The 1423-nt window shown below is 64.7% G+C and carries 1 protein-coding gene; it reads right to left on the bottom strand.

Translation table 11 applies throughout. From position 1 onward, the window contains the following. Nucleotides 1-76: 76 nt before the first annotated feature. On the bottom strand, nucleotides 77-1423 hold a 1347-nt coding region (gene gltX, locus KIT86_RS25115; protein WP_297403470.1), incomplete at its 5' end, for a glutamate--tRNA ligase.

Here is a 1423-nt window from a genome sequence, read left to right as displayed (position 1 = left end):
ACAGGGTTTGCTGATGGCCCCTTGCGACTTTGTCGCTCAGTGCATTTCAGCAAGCCTCAAATTATAGGCGATTTTTTCAGCCGTTCTGCAAACGGCTCAGAACAACGTCACGATTTTGCAGTTCAAGCACCGCATCGAGCGACGGCGTCTGCGCCGTACCCATGACGAGCACACGCACCGGCATGGCCAGCTGCGGCATCTTCAACCCGTGCACGGCCAGCACTTCCTTGATGGCGGCCGAGAGGCTGGCCTTGTCCCAGGCGCAGGTCGCGAGCTTCTCCGAGAGCGTGGCCAGCACGGGCCGCACGGCGTCGGTGATGTGCTGCGCGCGCTCTTCGGCGTTGGGGACGATGTCGGCGTAGAAGGCCTTGGCCCACTGGGCCAGCGCCACGGTGGTGTCGCAGCGGTCCTTGAACAGGCCGCAGATGCGCGGCAGTCGCGCGTCCACCGCGATGCCTTGCTGCTGCAGGTGCGCGGCCACCAGCGGCGCGAGCGCGTCGTCGGCCATGGCCTTGAGGTGCTGCGCATTGACCCACTTGAGCTTGGCTTCGTCGAACTGAGCGGCGCTGCGGCCCAGGTGATCGAGGTTGAACCACTCGAGGAACTGCGCGCGGCTGAAGATCTCGTCGTCGCCATGGCTCCAGCCCAGGCGCGCCAGGTAGTTCACCATGGCATCGGGCAGGTAGCCCTCATCGCGGTATTGCGTGACCGGCTTGGCGCCATTGCGCTTGCTCATCTTCTCGCCCTGCTCGTTGAGCACCGTGGGCAGGTGGGCGTACACCGGCGGCTCCTTGCCGAGCGCGCGGAAGATGTTGATCTGGCGCGGCGTGTTGTTCACGTGGTCGTCGCCACGGATCACGTGGCTGATGGCCATGTCGATGTCGTCCACGACCACGCAGAAGTTGTAGGTGGGCGTGCCGTCGGGCCGCGCGATCACGAGGTCGTCGAGCTCGTCGTTGGCGATCTCGATGCGGCCCTTGACCTTGTCGTCCCAGGCCACCACGCCGCCCTGCGGATTTTTAAAGCGCAGCACGGGCTTCACGCCTTCAGGCACGGGCGGCAGCGTCTTGCCTGGCTCAGGCCGCCAGGTGCCGTCGTAACGCGGCTTCTCTTTCGCCGCCATCTGCTTCTCGCGCAAGGCATCGAGTTCGGTCACGCTCATGTAACAGGGGTAGACCAGGCCACCGGCCACCATGTCGGCGAGCACCGCTTTGTAGCGGTCCATGCGCTGCATCTGGTAGTAGGGCCCTTCGTCGTGGTCGAGGCCGAGCCACTTCATGCCTTCGATGATCACGTCCACCGCGGCTTGCGAGGAGCGCTCGAGGTCCGTGTCTTCGATGCGGAGAATGAATGTGCCCCCCGCCTTGCGGGTCAGGGCCCAATTGAAGAGGGCGGTCCGTGCGCCGCCGATATGAAGGAACCC

Origin of the sequence: Hydrogenophaga sp. (genome assembly GCF_026125825.1) — a bacterium.
Classification (GTDB): domain Bacteria; phylum Pseudomonadota; class Gammaproteobacteria; order Burkholderiales; family Burkholderiaceae_C; genus Hydrogenophaga.
Note: the sequence above shows the minus strand (reverse complement) of the source record. Positions and strands in the feature narration are given on the sequence as shown.